Source organism: Butyrivibrio sp. YAB3001 (assembly GCF_900112195.1).
Taxonomy (GTDB): domain Bacteria; phylum Bacillota; class Clostridia; order Lachnospirales; family Lachnospiraceae; genus Butyrivibrio.
On sequence record NZ_FOKR01000034.1, the window covers coordinates 1 to 16,246 of the forward strand.

Sequence of the window (16,246 nt, forward strand, 5' to 3'; positions counted from 1 at the left end):
AGCGCGTACAGATAATCCTAAACTACATCCATTCAAACTATTCTAAAAATATAACGTTAGATGACCTGGCTAATGCTGCAAATGTTAGTAAAAGTGAAGTTCTTAGGTGCTTTAAGTCAATTATCAATATTTCACCAATTAAATATCTTAAGAATTTCAGATTGCAAAATGCGGCATATATGCTTAAAAGCAGCACTTACTCAGTTCAAACAATTTATGAGTTATGTGGATTTGATAACAACAGTTATTTCTCTAAATCATTTAAGGAACTGTTCCACTGTTCACCTCGTGAATACCGTAATAATTAAGAACAAGGCAACGATGAAGATTTAGAACGGCCGTAGAATATCTGAACTACTTGATTAATATAAGAACCCCCCAGATAAAATCTGGGGGGTTCGAATCTGCATCTGCAGAATGATTATCTCTTTGAGAACTTTTTCATTGCCTTAAGTGCCTTGTTTTTGGCATTTGTAAGGCGAGTTGATGCTGACTCCTCCTAGCATAAACAAACATTTTAAAGTGTATGAAATACTTACAATGTAGTAGCAATCTGCGTCTAAAGCGCACTTTATAATTTTGTTATCATCCGGATCTTCTCCTCTTCCTGACTGCCTTGATTGCATCATCAATGTCTTCCTCTACAGCTTAAATATCTTTACCTCGTAGCCTTGCATAATGACTTCTTCTGTTTCTATGCTTCCCGACAATAGTTCCTTAAGCTCTTTTTTAAGCCACATGTTCTGAACCTTTCTCTGATAATTGAGGACGAAAGCATATTTATCACCGTTTTTTTCTCTTACCGCAAGTTCCATTTCATCCGGAATATCAAAGTACTCGTTAAACGGATCAATTACTCCAAGGTTCTTCAGAAATACAAAAGCAGCCTCTTCGCTAAATGCGCTGCCATAATAGTAAACATAACCATTTCCAAGTTTATTCTCGGTAATAGCTCCAAATCCTTCATAGTAATCATCTTCATAACTGCCAACCACTTTGGCTGTAGACGTGCATGCAAAGAGCTGATCTGCAAAAGAACTTGCTTTAAACTCATCTTTACCCCATTTGATGTAGACATCACCGGCATCCGGAGAGATTGCAGTATACTCAGGAATATCATTGCCGGTTAGTCTTTTAAGCTTTCCCGGAAGATAATCCATGGTGCACTTCCCCTCCATGTCCTTGTATCCGCTTCTGCATCCAATAACCAGCTTGCCACCGTCTTGTACATATTCTTCAAGAATCGGCAGGAAGCTTTCATTTACCATTGTCATATGAGGATATATAAGCAACTCATATTTTAAAAGATCTTTTTCAGTAATACTCTCCGTCAGATAGACATAATCTATTGGAGTATGGCTTCTTTGAGCTGCCTTAAAGATTGCGTCTTGGCTCTTTTCCTCCACATTCCCATGCCATACGTCCAGCTCTGAGTCAAAGATATTGTCATAATCCTTAAGGACAGCAACCTTGGCCACGTATGTGCTCCCCGCTACCTCTGAGATTTTCCCGAGCTTATCATATATATCAGAGATTTCTTTTAGCCGTCTGTTATCTCTTCCTGAATAATCAAGAATTCCATGCCAGTACATCTCAGTTCCAAAGATTGCAGTTCTCCATCTGAAATAGCTGATAAAATCGGCGCCATGGGCAATAGACTGCATTGTCCAAAGAGTTATCTGACCCGGTCTTGGAGTAGGCGCTGCCATTCCGGTATTCCAGCCATTGGCTCCTGATTGCTGCTCCATTATTCCAAAGATAGGAGAAATAGCCCTGGTTTCTGTGAGATTTCTGCTCCATTTTCTGTCCCGAAATGAAGAATCATCCTTATCATAACCATCCAGAATATATGCGAAATTAGGATATGAGTCATAGGTTATGAAATCAAGGCTTTCATCACGCATTCTCCGGTAATCCACATGCCCAAAGATACCATTGGTTGTTACAAAGTCCTCTTCTTTTTTGTATTTGCGGATTATATCTGCCTGCATCCTAACCCATTTGCAAGCACTGTCAGAAATGAATCTATAGTAATCAAGAGTCTGGTGAGGATTAACAGTTCCCTGAACAGTTGTCCTTGGAATATGAACCTGCTCCCACTCGGTATAGGTCTGATTCCAGAAGACAGTTCCCCAGGCATCATTAAGCGCATCCAAAGTCTTGTACTTGTCCTGAAGGAACTGATTGAAAGCCATGTCATCGCTCTCTGAATAGAATTCAGCAATTTCGCAATTGATCTCATTATCAATCTGCCAGCCAATCACGCATTTTCTTTTTCCATAGTGCTTGGCAAATTTTTCTACGATAATTGATGATAGTCTTTTATAGTTCTCAGAATTATAGTTGTAGTGCCTTCGCATTCCATGCCTGAAGAGTGTGCCATCCTTACGAGCATTTAGAGCATCGGGATATTTTGATGTAAGCCATGCAGGAGGAGTTGCTGTAGGTGTTCCCATGATAACCCGCATGTTCATTTCGTCTGCAATATCAAGAAACTCATCAAAGAATTCATAGGTAAAAGAGCCTTCTGTGGGCTCTACCTTGCTCCATGCAAACTCCGCAATACGTATAGTCTTGATTCCCACCTTCTGCATTCGCTCAAGGTCTTCTCTCCAGAGCGATTTATCCCAATGTTCAGGATAATAACAAGTTCCAAGACTGATTTCGTTTTCGTTTAGTAGCTTACTCATGAATAATCCCCTCGCTATTTATGCTTTATGATTACAGTTTTAATTGTAAACCTTTAAGTCCATCCGATTCAATTCTAATCGTTGACATATCCTTCATATCTTTCTTTTTTACGACAACCATTATCTAACCGCCCAGCATAGCTCTTTTGTCTGATTTATACGAGGTAAGATCTGACATATTTCCGGCATCCACACCGATAAGATAGGCATTTATATCCGTTTTTACATAGATAGCCTTAATTACTTTGTTGCCGGTCCAATACACATCTTTACAGTGCATTTCCAAATACTGATTGGTATAGGCCTCAGAAAGAGGTTCCATTACAAAACAAAGCGGTTTTTTGCAAAAAAACCGAAAGGGATGTCCTAAGTGCTGTGTTTGTGGCATTTCTAGGACTAGTTGCTGTTTACCTGCTACGTACGCAAGGAAGCTCAGGGCTACTGTATGCTGCTGGTGGCAACTTTAATAACCGCGATCAAAAATAATACTCTGATTTTACTTTCTACTCATTAAATCTCTGTCTGTCTTTTGTAAGATTATCTTCCGATATTATTAATAACACGCCTATAACTTTCTGCATTTAAAGCACATCGAAAGCGGGACCATTTTTGCTTTTTGTGCCTTAGGGCTGATATCTTCAGTATCCGCTAATGACTTTTCGTCGGTTTGTTCTATCATTTTCTCGATTATAAAACCGGCATCATACAATGCATTAACAAATGTTGAAATCTTTCTGTTCGCAAATGTTACAGTTGTATCATGAACCGGCATCTTTAAGTAGGATTCATCAAAATAGCTGCGAGAAAAGACCAGTGCCCCGTTATCAACAACATCCTCCCCGGTCTCATATGATTTCGCAACGCAGTAGTGAAGCGGATGTCCCCAGCTGAATATGAAATAACCACCACTCTTAAGATACGAAGCAGCCTTCTTAAATGTCCCTTCGAGGTCTGTCGTCCAGCCTATTCCGTATATTGAATAAACATAGTCAAAATAGTCCTGCGGAATATCACTGTCTGCTTCCATCGGGGCACATATGAGTTTAGGATTGCAGCCGCTCTCCTTTAAGAGCTTCCCGGCATTATCCAATTGTTTCTGCGACAGATCTAATCCCCACAACTCTTCTGCGCCTTTATCCGCAAGATATTTGAGCGAATGCCCACTGCCGCAGCATATCTCGAGGACTTTCTTTCCTTCAACCTCCGAAAAAAAATGAAGGTCATCTTCTGTCGCGAATTTGACTCCATATTTCGGCAAAGCTGTAGTTCCAAACCAGAGATCAGCATGATCATCCCAGTATTTTTTATTCTTTTCTATTATCTGTTCTTCCATTATCAGTTCCTATCTGCTATATATTCCGATATTATCGACGATGCGTTTTTTCTGTGCCATCCCCAAATAGCCCATTTACACAAAAAGCGAATAAATATTCAACTCTTATGATACCCACTTATAAACAGAATTGATAGTATTGTCATACTTCATTGTGATATTGGGAACGTAACCTGCCATGACCCTTGTATAGGAGCGTTATTACAAGTCCAGAATTCACCCATCACTTCACAATCTGCTAATTCTTCGTAAGCGATATCAAAGACATACTCTTCATAACTATCAGCCTTATTGTCAGCCCAAAAAGCCACGCTGTAATTGTAATTTATGATTTCTCCGGAAGAGTTCTTCAGATATGCATATCCGTGATTATCTGTATTAAGGATATCATCATACTTTACCTGTATGTGAAGTTTGCCGTCAACCAGCCCTGTGCCTGTAAGCGTTACTCCATCACATAACTGATAACCAGTTCTATCTGGAAACAGCAGCGGTGTTGATTCGATATCATTTTCATCGTAATATCCGGCACATCCTCTAATCTGAGGATCTATGGCAAAATTATTAGCTTCTCTAATATCAGTGATAACAATTGACTCCAGTGCCATTTCAGTGTGTTCCTTTTTGCTAAGGATCTCACTTACAGAGAATGTAATCTTATCGCCAGGCTTTAACTTGCTTTCGTATTGATCTATTGTAATTGCCCATAATGCCGTTCCGGTTTCGCTATCGAACTTTTCAAGGTTACAGCCTGCAGTCTGATTGTATGGTGTGTAGATTGAATAGCTGTCCATGAGGTCTGAAGATGCCGTTATGCGGTTTCCAGTCATATCCTGCATGGCCATAAGTATATTCACGGTGTCTCCTTCAAGGTTTGCTGCAATAACTTCCATTTTTATTCCATTGTCCTCACATATTTCACGGACAGGCTTTAGTTTCTGAGCAAACGCTGGTGATACGAAATAAAGCAATTCGTAGGCAATACTATTATCAGCGGCTGCAAGGGCCGGTACTGAAAACGAAAAGCATAGAAGTAAACAGGCTGCTGCAGTTAAAACCCTTTTCCAAATTTTACTTTTGTTTATAAAGCGTATATCAGCTTCTTCAATGTACTGCGAACTGATTTCGGATATGGCTTCGTATAAATTTTCAGCTGTCATTTGTTACACCCCTTTTCTTGAAGACATGTTCTTAGTTTTCTTCGGAGTTTCAACATACGCTGCGAAATATAGTTTTCACGACATCCATAATCATGAGCCAGATCTTTCACCGAATCTCCATAGTAGTATCTTCTTACGAACAGTATCCGGTCTTCTTTTGGAATTGTTCCAAGAAAGGCGTTGATCAGATCTGCCAGCTGCTTCTTTTCAAATATTTCCTCCATGTCAAAATCTGAAGGCAGACAACTATCAAGTTCTTCCAACATCACGTTCATAGCATTAAAGCGCTTTTTTGCATGATTGGACCTGTACCTGCTAAGCGAAATATCCCTTACGATTTTTCCCAGGAAAGCTTTTAACGATTTGGGAACTGTAGGTGGGATTCTTTTCCATGCCTGACCCCATGTGTCATTTACGCATTCTTCTGAATCTTCCCTACTTTCGAGGATATTCTTAGCAATACGAAAACAGTATGCACCATATTTGACATTGGTCTCCTGCAATGCAGCTTCATCTCTCTTGAAATAAAGTTCAATAATATGAGTGTCCTCCACGTAAGTCTTCTCCTTAAAATATGTCTTCCATCTATATAGCCGCAAATAAAACAAAAATATTTCTGTCCATGAAAACTTTTTAGTATTCAACATCAAATACAGCACATAAAGAAAAGCCCTGTCTAAGCAAGGCTTTTCATGAATAACTCAAAACATTTTCTTTAACTATGCTTGGAACCTTTTCTTTCAATTTTTCCCAGAGACTCAATAGTCTCCAGATAATCTTTTTCTACTGAACTCAGTGTCTTAGCCTGATACTTTTTATACTCTTGTTCTACCTTGTCTATTGCTTTTTGATGACTTACTGAACCATTTCCCTCCAAGAGCTTTTCTCCGCTCATGGTAAGGATATTGTCAAGATGCCTTGCCCAATCGTCCATAGTCATTGGTATCTCACGTTCTGCCTGTCTTTCTGCAAAATCAAGGTATCCAGATACAATCTGTCCCATTGCTCGTAGTTCTTTTTCGTTCAGATAGTTCTTGGCAATCTTGGCTTCCCCAAGAGTAGGCTGATCACCTTTAAAGGACATAAGTCCCATGAATTCCTTCTCTGCATCCACCCTATGATATATAACTTCAGCAGCAGTTTCTCCGTGAACTGCAAAGTGAATCTTATTCTGCACTTTTTTGAAGAACTCTATAGATGTTTGTGCCTTTGGATCATAATCAACACTTGTAGCATATATTTCAAGGACTTGCCTGTAAAATACCTTTTCAGATGCACGGATATCTCTGATGCGTTCAAGAAGCTCTTTGAAATAGCCACCACCACCGAAGTTCTTTAATCGCTCGTCATCCATTGTGAAGCCTTTTTGCATATATTCCTTCAGCCTGGCTGTTGCCCATTGACGAAACTTAGTAGCGGTTATTGAAGTTATACGATATCCCAAAGAGATTATCATATCCAGATTATAATGAAGCAGGTTTCTTTCAACGTTTCTTCCGCCTTCAATTTGAACTGTTCGGAATTTCCGAACAGTTGCCGCCTCATCTAACTCACCCTCTTTGAATATATTGGTTATGTGCTCGCTGACATTGGATTTACTTGTATGATACAGATCTGCTAGCTGCTGCTGAGTGAGCCAAACTGTCTCATCTTCAAGCCTGACATCTATTTTGGTCACTCCATCATCTGAACTGTATATTAAAATCTCACCTTTCTCTTCAGCCATATTTTTCAAACCTTTCATTTTTTAGCATGTCTCTGTAAATATATATTGCGGTCAAAAATCTTGACCGCAAATAAATTCTGTAATAAAGCATAACATAAATTTACAGGCATTAACATCGTTAGATACAAACATGAATGTCGTCTGTCGCCCTTGTTTTATGCATGAATTATACATTTTGTTAACATATCATCAAGCAAGATATATTCCAGCTTTTCATATTCTTGCTGCTTTAGCCTTAAGTAGAATTCTTTTGAGAAGTCGCTATTCCTGTTTTCATCGTTCATCTTTCTTTTGTCTGATTACTATCTAAAAGCTTTATACAGCACTTCCCAGAATTGTCTCTACTTCATGCCTCTTTTCATACAGCACGCATCCACCATCATGATCATCCATAAGTACCCCTTCTTTTTGCAGTGCTTTGAATAATCTTGAGTTCATGGCTTCTCTGAGGGATGTGTCCTTTACATTTATGTCTGAATATGGTGAGAACGGGCAGGGCTCAGCTCCGCCATGGGAGTTGATATGAAAGAACCCTCTGCCTGCAGCAATACATCCACCTGAACTCTTCTCATCTCCAGGGAAAGATACAAAGACCATCTCCGGATGTTCCTCTCTAAGCCTCATTATCTCTTTTTTCAGATATTCCCTTTCCTCATCTCCGGGAGCCAGGTGCTTTGAGTCGTCTATCACAGGTACAAACTCAACGAATATCACAGCTTTACAGCCCTTATCTGAGAGCTTGCCTATGAAATCCTCTGAGGATATGACGTTCAGATTATCAGTTGTTACAGTCACTGACGCACCGAAAATGAGCCCGCGTTTCTTAAGCTCATCCATATTTGAAATAAGCTTGTCGTAAACACCCTCTCCACGCCTTGCGTCTGTTGCTGCCTTTTCCCCTTCAATACTCATGATAGGGATAAGGTTCCTGTTTTTATCAAACATGTCAAAATACTTATCAGCCATGTAGGTTCCGTTGGTAAAAATAGGAAATAGAATATTCTGTTTCTTTCCGGCAGCTTCAATGACGCCCTTTCGAAGAAGTGGCTCTCCTCCGGCAAGAAGGATGAAGCTTACTCCTAGGTCATCCGCCTCATCAAACACTTTCAACCATTCATCATCGGTTAGCTGGCTTACAGGCACAGTATCTTCCGTAGCATTGTTACATCTTGAATAGCAGCCTGCGCAGTGAAGATTACAGCTGCTGGTTATGCTTGCTATAAGAAACGGCGGGATATGCTCCCCCTCTGCTTCCAGCTTGGCTCTTTTCCTTGATGCAGCTTTTGTTGCCAATGCAAACTTAGCCATGTACGCGCTTTCTTTTGGATTCTTAAGAGTAGCCTTGATTGCATCTGAGACCACTCTTTCAACTCCATGTGTCATATATTCCTGAATATTAAAATCCTTGCTCATAATTCCAATACCTTTTCTAAAAACTGTAATTACTCAACAAACTTTTTAGCAAATGCAGCCGCATCCTTCATATCATCAGCATTGGGTCTACCTTTATGGATGCCTTTGAACTCACCTTTGCAGTGGAATTCCCTCTCATCCATAGGAATACCGACCTTGTCAGCTTCCGCCTTGACCTTCTTGTATGTTGAATTAAGCATTGCTGCAGAGCCAAAATTTACGATCTTTCCAACTTTACTCCTGTCCAATGAACCAATAAAATCACGGACCTCCGGATCTATATTGAAAGCATAATAGGAATTGCCAAGAAAGAGTATGTCTACCGGTTCGTTCACACCTTCACTGATTGGCATTGCTGCAACACCTAATTCCTTAGCTACAGCCTCTGCCAGTCTCTTTGTATTTCCTGTCTTTGTGTAATATCTGACTGCGTATTTCATGATAGTACCTTCTAAATTCCCAAATGTATATTTCATGCTATTATATTGTTTCAAATCTATTTCTGTATAATAGCACTACTATAAACATTATTCAAGACATACATTCACATTTCCTTATCTTTTTGATACATTTATACTATTTCATCTCGTATTTATTATTTTTCTCTGCGCGTAATATAAACCGTAAATGTGAAAGCAAAAAATCCGGCGTGACAGCCGGATTCTTCATATTTTCATCAATTCATTCCTCCCTGAAGTCCAACATATAAAAGCCTTTTACCGAACTTCATTTTTAATTCTTCTGTTAATCTTTTCGTATAATCTTTTATATCCACTAGATTATTCATTTCTATACCGCCTATTATTTAGAAAAACTGAAATTCAAAGTTTTATTATCGTCATATATGCTGCAAGTTAATGCTCCTGTGTAGCAAAATAGTGTTCCTTAGCATAAGCAAACACCTCATTAAAGTTCTTTATAGCTTCTTTGCTTATCGGGTTATTAGGTTCGTTCATGTCAAAGGCATGATACATCCCTTCGTAAATATCGACTTTAGCCTCCACTCCTGCAGCCTTAAGATCATTAATATACTTCAAAGTTTCGCAATAAAAAGGCTCTGCTGTACAGACAAATGTATACGCAGGTGGAAGATTAGAATAATCTGTTTGCCTTGCCGGTGCGGCATAAGGAGATACATCTTTCTTTGCATCTTTCCTCAAGTATACCGCCCATGCCTGATGATTTCTTTTTGTATTCCATACCTTGGAATGATTATTTTTAGAACTATCTGTATCATAATTGTCTATCATTGGATATATCGGCATCTGAAAAGCAACTTTTACTTCGCCCTTATCTCTTGCCAACATTGAGATGGCTGCAGTTAATCCACCTCCCGCACTCTCTCCCCCAACCATTATCTGGTCTGGGTTTATTCCAAGTTCTTTAGCATGGTCTTTAATATACATGAGTGTGGCATAGCAATCATATAAAGCTGTAGGATATGGATGAAACAGCGACAAATGATACCCCGGAGCTATAACTACAGCGCCATGATTTCTCACAAGATCCGCCGCCCGTCCAATATAGGCCATCTCTTTCATTCCTGTCATATATCCACCACCATGAATCCACATAACTCCCGGCGCATTTGAAGGTTCATTTATGGGTCTCAATATCAGCAGCGGAATCCTTCTTCCGTTTGCTGTTATTTTAATTCGCTTGCTATGTATCCCCCTGGTACTAAAACTGTACATTTCATTAGCCCCCACATATATTTGGAATAATAAATTTGAATTTGAGCGATTGACTTGCGCTATAACGAACCATGGCGAGTGGAACATTTTTCTGTATTATCCTCGAACGTAGGAATTGTCCGATACCGTATACTGATAAATGTTCTTTCTTTTCATTCATACTGATTTGACCTTCTTGTTGTACCTGATATTATTTCATCCCGCTTTTTCTTTACCTTATCTAGCATAGATGCATCCAATTTTCTTAGAAACTCCTGCATCGAAATCTGTCCAACTTTTCTAATTTCCTTAAGTTGTTCTGAATCTTTTATCTTTCTCTCTGCCTCGCTTTTAGGATATCCTTGCCCAAATGGTTCCGAGAAAAGAGCTTCTATTGTTTTTTCAAGATTATCAGTACCTGACCATGTATAATCTTCACCTAATGGTAATGATATCGCATTTCCGTTATTGATCTGAGCAAATAAATAGGCATCCTTTGGTGTCGGTGCATACCCGCAAATGACGCCTGGCATGCTGTTACAAGCAAGCATCATTCCCTGCCCAGAAGAACAGCCTGTTACAACGAAATCTACTGTCTTTCTTTCCAACAAAATACCTACAAGAATAGAAATCTCTATATATGAGTATTTTTCATTTTCTTCCATCGTGCAGCCAAAATTTATAACCTCCGCACCCTTCGGTGCATGCTTTGTTACTGCATCATAAATCATTTGATTTTTAGCCGCTTGCGAACTTGCTTGAATAACTCCGATTCTCATACTTTCCCCTACAAATTCATATATGAAAGCTTACCGATATATTAGGCAGATTTTTTGCCTGACTTATTTTTCTTCATACTTCCTTAAAATACTCAAATATATCACCATCATGACAATTACTAAAATAACTGTCATAAATCTATAATTTCAATTTTATTCCTAATTGTTCGCATCCAAGCTATTTCCATTTCCAAATTCTTTAACCAGATAGAATAGATACCCTCCCAAAACAGCAATAATCAACACTAAGTTGATTACCCTTTCTGTCAGAGGATTACTCATCCCATTTGCAGAAAAAACTTTGAGCGCATTATTAGCAGAGTGGAATAAAATACATGGTACAATAGACTTCCCATGATAAAAGATTATTACCAGCACAAATCCGACCAGAACGGCAAATACAATTTGAATCATGGACGAAATCAAATCTTTTCCACTTCCGTTGAAAAGATTCACAATATGTCCCAAGCCAAATGTCAGCGCAGAAACAATAATTGCACTCTTAAGATTGTCCTTCTCCATTGCCCTGAATAATAGTCCACGGAAAATAACTTCTTCAAGAAACCCTACGCAGAGCATGCTGATGAAATAAAACAGAGATTCCAATATGTCATATTGCAATTTTATTCCGCCCCAAAAGGCTGTCGATGCAATTATAATAAGCGGTATATAAAACAGAAACCGTTTTGCTGGAATAGATAATCTACAAAACCCGTATTTTTCACCAAGTTTATTTTTTTGAATCCAGAAAAACAAAATCAAAGACATTGCTATGTGAAGCACAGCTGTTATAGATTTTGTAATGCCAATGTTCTCTGAAAACTGATCTGCCAAACTGCTCAGAACAACATAAGCAACAATCCACAGGATTGCAAAAGTAATCTCACTTTTCTTATATATTTTTGTCATTTTGAATTCCCCAATCTTTCTTTCATAGTCCATTTTACTGTAATATAATCATTACTTCTTTGGTATGATTGAATTTATAACCACTACTCCTTATTCTTGAATTCTCATACGTTCTCTCAACAATACCTTAACTATTACCTGTAAACGTGGTAAGCCTTATTCAGCCTGTTACCGACTGTCACCATTCCGATTATATTCTTCCCGTATGACACAACGGGCGGAACAAATATAAGATCGGAAAGCAAGTATTTGCCATACTCTGTTTGAATGTCGGCACGGGTCAGATTTGTTATACTGATGTCCTTCGTATTATGTCCGTAACCCAATAGTCTTGCAAGCTTTGCAGAAACATCGCTGTGAAAATACCCCGCAAATTCGAGGTTTACAGCATCAACAAGAGTAGGATCAAACTCACTCATAAAAAGAAGAATAAAGTATCTGAACCCAATATCTTTAAGTTTTCTCTTCATCATCCTGTCGATGACCGTTGCATTTTCAACAAGCGATTTATTTCTGTCATACCTGTATTTGACCGATATTCCCGTAGCCTGATTGCTCATGGTCCTGTTGCTGTCGATCCTGCCGTCTACAGCAAGTCCTATGTCCTGAACCTGCGGGATTCCCTGTATCATCTCTGCAATAGTATAAGATGTAAAGCCAAAACCGCCTGTCTTACAGGTCTTAAGTTTTTCCTTAAGTTCACTGCCTTCGGTCACTTCATTTCTGACAGTCGTGCTATGTGTTTGCCAGAACATTTCATATGCCTTTGACATATCATTAAAGCCAAAAACTCTGCGCTCTTTCTGCCATTTTCTATTATAGCTTTTCACCATCCATTTGGCGAATAAAGGAAGTTTCACATCCTTCGGCAATGTTGTCCTGTCAAGAAGAAGGAGCTTGCGATATTCGCTTTTTTCACAGTTAAGACATTTCAAAAAAGCCTCGATAAAATACAAAAGCGACTTGCCATCACCGCCAAGGTGATGCATCAGAAAACATATCTTCATTTCGTCGCTGTTCGTACGTGAAACAAAGCATCGCAGGAATTCTCCGTCCTCAATTTTAAACCTTTTGCATTCCTGTTCCCGTATCAGATCGGATATTTCGAAATCCTTGAAAACTATGCTGTTCCCGGGTGAGGCGCAGTTATCGTAAAATGCGTCGCCGTTATCGTCAATAACGACCTTGGAGTTCAGTATCTCAAACGATGCGACCGCTTCATGGAATGCAGCAATAAGTTCATTCTCGGCCGCACTCCCGCATACCGTCGCCTGTATGGTGATCATCATATTCACATCAAACAGGTCGCCGCGTTCTGTCTCGATCCTATACATAATCCTTTATCCCATTCAACCAAATTTTCATTATCCACTTATGCGGAAGTATCTTGCTGAGGAAATGCTCGTACTTCACAAATAGTGAGCATACCGACATATCCTTACCCTTTGCGGAATCTCTCAGAGCCTGCACGGCAACACGGTTTGCGGAGACGAGTCCGGGGAACTTCACAGGCTTGCCATTGTATTCCTTTTGCAGCATCTCCGTATCTATCCAGCCCGGGCAGACTGCCGTACAGATTATGCCCTTAGCCTTCAACTCCACATTCAGAGCACGTGTATATGAGCGGACAAACGCCTTGCCCGCTGCGTATAGATTAATGTATGGTACGGGCTGAAACGACGACGCCGAGGATATGTTCAGTATCCTTGAGCCCGCTGGCATAAACGGGATAGCATGATTGCACAGTAAGCATACTGCCTTACAGTTTATATCGATTTCGCTTGCAACATCATTGTCTGTAAGCCCGATGCTCTCTCCCATTTTCCCAACTCCGGCATTGTTTATCAGCAATCGAATTTCGGGTTTCTTGGTTTCGATAAGTTCGAACAGTCCTGAAAGATCACTGAAATTTTCAAGATCACAACGAACGGGGCGTATCTTTTCTCCGAACTCTGCTTTCAGATTGTCAAGTCTGTTCTCATTCCTTGCTACAGCCCATATCTCATCAATGCTTTCTTTGAGAACCTCTCGTATAAACTCATGTCCGAGCCCTCCCGTCGCACCTGTAACAATTGCGATTTTCATCAAATCTTACTCCTCATGGTAGTACATAATATTCTAAGATAATTATTTTATCAAATTGCGATTTTGTTCAACTTGAATTTATTCATAATACATACAAATAGTTCCTTGTGACAGTTTAAAACCATTATTTTCATAGAATTTGGAAGCAGGGGCATATTCACTGGTATAAAGGACAACCCCAGCACATCCTGTTTCCTTACTATAATCTAATAGCGTCTTCAGTAATTGCCTACCAATACCTTGGCCCTGTCTTTCAGGTAAAACTGCCATTTCGTTAATATATATTTCTTTTTTACTTCCTGATATCTTACATAATGCAAATATACATCCAATTACCACGTCATCTTCTTCATACACATATCCTACAAATCTTTTCTGCTCGTAATAATCCAACAAATATTCTTTAGCATTATCAGGGTTCCAATCAATCCCCCAATATTCTATAGGAAACGCCTTAGCATATATCACTCCACACTGTTGCAAATCTTCCTCTTCCATTTTTCTTATCATAAGAATCACCTCGTGTGCTTCACAAAATTACGATATAACTTACTATCAGATAATCCAGACAACTCCCTAAATAGAGCTTTATGACGTCTGGATTTCCCAATATGGTCTTTGGCTGGGTTGTGACTTCAACACTAATCCCGACAAACTGCCGATTTGTGTCTCTCAGGTATCCCACAATTAAATGTACTATATCATTTTGCTGTTTACTAGCATCTTACGTGCTGCTTTCTGTGACTTTTTTCTGCGTTTCACCACAACCGAATACAATTATAGATAAAAGAAAAGCCTCAGAAACACTGAGTACAACGAGGCACCTAGATTCCGCGGTGCCATTCGCAGACGCTTCGCGTCTTGCTCATGTCGCGCTGGCCCGCTATAAAACAAACGCAAAAAAACTCCCTTGGATGCGAGCATCCAGGGAGTTTGTATTTGCTTTGTTTTGCACCGCTTGTAGTTCGCGCAGATTATCTCTTTGAGAATGATTTGAGGTGTTGAAGTGCCATATTTAAGGCATTTCTTCATCTGGTTGCTGTTTACCTGCTGCGTACGGTAGAAAGCTCAGGGCTACTGTATGCGGCTGGTGGCAACTTTAATAACTGCGATCAAAAATAATACTCTGATTTTACTTTCTGCTCATTAAATCTTTGTCTGTCTTTGGTAAGATTATCTTCGGATATAAACGATAACATTTCTTCCACAATTCATATTTTTTCATAGTTATGGAAATTTTGTTAATATAAAATAACAGAATTTATTTTTAGTCCATCCGTTTCCAGCATTTTTCTTTAAGAAAAGTAGCTATCACATTGATGTCTTCACCTTCATAGTATGCAACCAATAATTTCTTGAACTCCGGCACATCTTTCTCTGGTATGACAAGAAGTCCTTGCCCATGGGATATAAGATAATGATTAGCAAATATTACTGAAGCTCTTTTGTTACCGTCAACGAAGACCTGCGTTTTCATGCAATACATGCATAATTCTATAGCTTTATCTATATCCACCTTATCAGATGATCTTATTTCGTTTATGTTCTCTATAACCATTGACTCTATAGGAATAGGCGGTACATAACTGGTTCCGCCTATGGTTACAGGCACACTCCGTATCTTTCCCCCATAAGAGAAAAATCCTTCATTAACAAGCTTTGCTACATGGCAAAGTAAATGATAATCAGTTTCAGCCTGTATAACATCCTGGTCAAGAATAAACTCCCAAGAATGCTTAAGATTCAGGATTTTTTGCACATCATCTGCTGTCATGCCATTGACGATACCTTTTTCCAATATTTCCTCTGTCTGTGGAAAGGTCGTTGCTACTCCCTCCAACACAGCCTGATCATAGATATTTGATTTCATATTGGCTCTGGCGAAATCCAAATTCATAACAACATCTGCAGATAGTTCAGTAGGGCTATATCCAACTTCTGCAAGCTGCTTATCTATTTTTCGAATACTCTTTTTTAATTCTCTGGCTTCTCTAGCGTTCCTAAGAAGCAACTGATACAGATTATCTGAATAAACATCAACATATGTTGATGTAAGTTTTCCATTTACTCTTTTTCTTATATACAAGTATTTGCCACTGGAGTTTTCCTTCACTTCCGGTGAGCCGTCATAAGGTATGAGATTTAGACGGGCCTGAAGGTCAGCTTTATCCTGCAATAGGCTCTTAATTGTTTCCAACTTATTATCCATCGATTTCTCCTTTTAGGGAACCTTTCTAATAGAAATATATCAAAAAGTTCCCTAAAGTTCAAATAAAAAATAGGGAACTTTTTTCGATAATCAGCAAGGAAAGTTCCCTAAAATGTCTCGAAAAGAATTATTACCTCCGACTTAACATCGTCTATAATACTGAAAGTTAATCTATTCAGAAATACTTAAATTTTTTCTTTGTAGCAACTGTTTATAATTATACCTATATCTACCATCCTGTTCAATATTATGTGCATAAAACAAGGGCG

16 protein-coding genes are annotated in these 16,246 nt (G+C 39.1%); 1 reads left to right on the forward strand and 15 read right to left on the reverse strand.

Translation table 11 applies throughout. The features are described from left to right. On the forward strand, window positions 1-308 hold a 308-nt coding region (locus tag BM086_RS19540), incomplete at its 5' end, for a helix-turn-helix domain-containing protein (RefSeq protein ID WP_141107802.1). Window positions 309-641: 333 nt separating this feature from the next. On the opposite strand, the gene BM086_RS19545 is transcribed toward BM086_RS19540, so the two are convergent. From BM086_RS19545 to BM086_RS19615, 15 genes are all read right to left on the reverse strand, one after another. Beyond that, window positions 642-2,690 (reverse strand): beta-galactosidase, encoded by a 2,049-nt coding sequence (locus BM086_RS19545; RefSeq protein ID WP_092331813.1) that lies wholly within the window; start codon window positions 2,688-2,690, stop codon window positions 642-644. Between the two features lie 124 nt (window positions 2,691-2,814). Next, window positions 2,815-2,970: a hypothetical protein gene (locus BM086_RS21160; protein ID WP_175560397.1), complete on the reverse strand. Its 156-nt coding sequence runs from the start codon at window positions 2,968-2,970 to the stop codon at window positions 2,815-2,817. 285 nt (window positions 2,971-3,255) lie between these two features. After that, window positions 3,256-4,023 (reverse strand): class I SAM-dependent methyltransferase, encoded by a 768-nt coding sequence (locus BM086_RS19555; protein ID WP_092331823.1) that lies wholly within the window; start codon window positions 4,021-4,023, stop codon window positions 3,256-3,258. A gap of 149 nt (window positions 4,024-4,172) precedes the next feature. Beyond that, window positions 4,173-5,183: a DUF4179 domain-containing protein gene (locus tag BM086_RS19560; protein ID WP_092331827.1), complete on the reverse strand. Its 1,011-nt coding sequence runs from the start codon at window positions 5,181-5,183 to the stop codon at window positions 4,173-4,175. Further along, a complete protein-coding gene (locus tag BM086_RS19565) occupies window positions 5,180-5,737 on the reverse strand; it encodes an RNA polymerase sigma factor (RefSeq protein WP_175560398.1) in 558 nt (185 codons plus the stop codon). Before BM086_RS19565 ends, BM086_RS19560 begins: the two co-directional genes overlap by 4 nt. Window positions 5,738-5,898: 161 nt before the next feature. Continuing rightward, the gene (locus tag BM086_RS19570) at window positions 5,899-6,909 is read right to left on the reverse strand and encodes a virulence RhuM family protein (protein WP_092331866.1); all 1,011 of its coding nucleotides are present in this window, start codon (window positions 6,907-6,909) and stop codon (window positions 5,899-5,901) included. Between the two features lie 315 nt (window positions 6,910-7,224). Continuing rightward, window positions 7,225-8,322, reverse strand: coding sequence for a radical SAM protein (locus BM086_RS19575; protein WP_092331835.1), 1,098 nt, complete (start codon window positions 8,320-8,322; stop codon window positions 7,225-7,227). 29 nt (window positions 8,323-8,351) lie between these two features. After that, window positions 8,352-8,762, reverse strand: coding sequence for a flavodoxin family protein (locus tag BM086_RS19580; RefSeq protein ID WP_092331839.1), 411 nt, complete (start codon window positions 8,760-8,762; stop codon window positions 8,352-8,354). A 414-nt stretch (window positions 8,763-9,176) separates the two neighbouring features. Further along, window positions 9,177-10,016, reverse strand: coding sequence for an alpha/beta hydrolase (locus tag BM086_RS19585; protein ID WP_092331844.1), 840 nt, complete (start codon window positions 10,014-10,016; stop codon window positions 9,177-9,179). 152 nt (window positions 10,017-10,168) lie between these two features. Beyond that, entirely contained in the window at window positions 10,169-10,774 is a 606-nt protein-coding gene (locus BM086_RS19590) for an RpiB/LacA/LacB family sugar-phosphate isomerase (protein ID WP_092331848.1), read from the reverse strand. A gap of 159 nt (window positions 10,775-10,933) precedes the next feature. Further along, window positions 10,934-11,683, reverse strand: a complete 750-nt coding sequence (locus BM086_RS19595; RefSeq protein WP_026507836.1) for a CPBP family intramembrane glutamic endopeptidase — start codon at window positions 11,681-11,683, stop codon at window positions 10,934-10,936. A 134-nt stretch (window positions 11,684-11,817) separates the two neighbouring features. Then, the gene (locus tag BM086_RS19600; RefSeq protein ID WP_092331853.1) at window positions 11,818-13,017 is read right to left on the reverse strand and encodes a hypothetical protein; all 1,200 of its coding nucleotides are present in this window, start codon (window positions 13,015-13,017) and stop codon (window positions 11,818-11,820) included. Beyond that, window positions 13,010-13,768: an SDR family NAD(P)-dependent oxidoreductase gene (locus BM086_RS19605; protein ID WP_242952279.1), complete on the reverse strand. Its 759-nt coding sequence runs from the start codon at window positions 13,766-13,768 to the stop codon at window positions 13,010-13,012. The genes BM086_RS19600 and BM086_RS19605 overlap by 8 nt, the downstream gene beginning before the upstream one ends. Window positions 13,769-13,846: 78 nt before the next feature. Next, window positions 13,847-14,278 (reverse strand): GNAT family N-acetyltransferase, encoded by a 432-nt coding sequence (locus BM086_RS19610; RefSeq protein ID WP_092331861.1) that lies wholly within the window; start codon window positions 14,276-14,278, stop codon window positions 13,847-13,849. Window positions 14,279-15,035: 757 nt separating this feature from the next. Beyond that, window positions 15,036-15,977 carry a Fic family protein gene (locus BM086_RS19615; protein ID WP_024865252.1) on the reverse strand — a complete coding sequence of 314 codons (942 nt, stop codon included), beginning with the start codon at window positions 15,975-15,977 and terminating at the stop codon, window positions 15,036-15,038. Window positions 15,978-16,246 lie beyond the last annotated feature (269 nt).